Raw genomic sequence first — 1,628 nt, forward strand, 5'->3', positions numbered from 1 at the left:
CTCCTTTTTCTTTTCTAAGTCGTATTTAAGGGCTTTGATTTTGTTTTCATAATGTTCCTTTTGCTGTGCTAATTGAGATTTATAACCGATTTTTTGATGATGATTTAAAGAATTTAGTCTTAGATTTTCATCGCTTAAGCTTTTAAATCTAGCTTTTTCTTGTTCTTGTTCTAGACTTCTAAGCTTTTCTTTCATTTGATAAAAAGCAAAAACTAAAACTTTTTTAGCATTTCTAACACTTTCGCTATTTTTCATATAAGTTAAAAGTAGCGTTGCTTGCTGTTCGTTCAGATAGTAAATCTTTTTATAATTTTTAACATTTTTAGAATTTATAATAAGTTGATTTTCAAACTCTAATATTCCAAATTCTTCCAAATCTGCTTTATAGGTTCTAATTAGCTTTTGAATAGAAATTTCATTATTGTTAGTTAGCTTTGAAATCTTATTTTGTGTGGTAACTAAAGCACCATTGTATTTTACAATTAAATCGTTCATAAAATAATCCTTTTATCTTATTTTCGTTTATTTTTTATGATTATAATCGAATTTAAGATAAAAGTCAATAGTTTTAAACGATTTTTTGAATATTATTTTAAAAAAAGTTCGATTATAGGACGGATTTTAAATCCTGCCTATAAAATCCCTTGCTTTTTTAATTGCTTCTAGTATTTCTTTTTGTTGTTTATTCTCTAGCATAAGAGTTAATGCTACTTCTGCCATTTTTGGAATTTTACCACTAGCCCAAGTATTTATTGTAGAAGCAGGGACATCTAATTGTCTTCCTAATTCAGCTTGAGTAATGTTTAACTCTTTGCAAACCTTTTTAACAATGTTTTCTTTCTCCATTTTATTCCTTTCTTTTATTCTAAAGATATTTTATCTTTTATGTTAAAAATTCTATATAAAATAATTTTATTTTTATCGTTTTTATAATACTCTAAATCTACTAAAAAATTAAATCCATAAGGATTTTTCAAAACTTCTTCGGCTATTTTCTCATCACTAAAACTAACATCAACCGCATAAGGACTTAAAGCATCGCACTTTGCCTTATGTTTTGTTTTATTGTCTATTTTATTTGTAGTTTTATACATCGTTATCAAAGCATTTTCATGTATCTTTTGATATTCAATTTCCTTTTTTTCGCAAATGTAATTAGCATTTTCATAAATAAGCTTAGCTTCATCACTATTTATTCTCAAAAGTTCTTCACCTTTATGATTGATAAAAAAAGTATTTTGATTTATAGTAACGGGTGCAAATATATTTTTTAAATTATTGGCATTATACTTAGTAAAATGCGGATTTTCTTCTATTTCTTCTATACTTTTTGATTTGATATTTTTAAAAGATATGATAAGTTCTATAAATTCATTTAATGCTTGAATAGGTGCAATAATAGGCAAAACTTCTCCTGCTATTTCAAAAACCAAAGAATATATATCACTACCAGTTTCAACTTTTTCTAAAAAAATTTTACTTTGTGTTATACCGTGCTCTTTTGATATAAAACTATCCATTAATTTTTGAAAACTTAACAAAGAATTAGCCATTATCCCAAGTTCTATGTTTTCTTCATGGATAATTTTTATTTTAAAATTAACAATATTTTCTTTCTCTTCTGTCAT

The 1,628-nt window shown here is 25.1% G+C and carries 3 protein-coding genes; all 3 read right to left on the minus strand.

Features of this window, described 5'->3' with window-relative positions:
* A partial coding sequence (locus BGS43_RS06580) for a Rha family transcriptional regulator (protein WP_141085299.1) occupies positions 1–495 on the minus strand: 495 nt, incomplete at its 3' end.
* A 126-nt stretch (positions 496–621) separates the two neighbouring features.
* On the minus strand, positions 622–846 hold the full coding sequence (locus tag BGS43_RS06585) for a helix-turn-helix domain-containing protein (RefSeq protein ID WP_039625767.1): 225 nt from the start codon (positions 844–846) through the stop codon (positions 622–624).
* A 14-nt stretch (positions 847–860) separates the two neighbouring features.
* The coding region (locus BGS43_RS06590) for a hypothetical protein (RefSeq protein WP_002912337.1) at positions 861–1,628 on the minus strand (768 nt) is incomplete at its 5' end.

It is taken from the genome of Campylobacter sp. 110 (genome assembly GCF_002383965.1).
In the GTDB taxonomy this organism is placed as follows: Bacteria; Campylobacterota; Campylobacteria; order Campylobacterales; family Campylobacteraceae; genus Campylobacter_D; species Campylobacter_D coli.

Bases quoted from the DNA above. Each gene is read 5' to 3' on its own strand.
- BGS43_RS06585 (WP_039625767.1), bottom strand. From the start codon at position 846: ATGGAGAAAGAAAACATTGTTAAAAAGGTTTGCAAAGAGTTAAACATT.